Origin of the sequence: Lysinibacillus sp. GbtcB16 (assembly GCF_019091145.1) — a bacterium.
GTDB classification, from domain to species: domain Bacteria; phylum Bacillota; class Bacilli; order Bacillales_A; family Planococcaceae; genus Lysinibacillus; species Lysinibacillus fusiformis.
Genome location: NZ_JAGXJV010000536.1, coordinates 1 through 262, shown reverse-complemented (window position 1 = coordinate 262; position 262 = coordinate 1). Strand labels below are relative to the sequence as shown.

Here is a 262-nt window from a genome sequence, read left to right as displayed (position 1 = left end):
CAGCGGCAGATCCTTCAGCTGGGGATCCTGCTGCCAGACGGTCTGGTTGACGCCGATGGCGAGCGCGCCCATGTACATGCCGGTCCAGTACCCGGCGGCGTCCTTATATTTGGCGGAGATGCTGCTTGCGGCAGCAGATGTATAGCGCAGCGACTTGCTTTTGTTTTTGAGCTGTTCATGCAGGTCGGCAGGTCCGCCCAGCACCACGTCGATCCCGGTTTTGCCCAGCGTCAGCAGATGATAGCTGGCCTCTCCGCTCGAC

The 262-nt window shown here is 61.1% G+C and carries 1 pseudogene; it reads right to left on the bottom strand.

Annotated elements, in window-relative coordinates:
• Window positions 1-262: pseudogene (locus tag KVT27_RS25150) on the bottom strand (hypothetical protein); the annotation flags it as partial.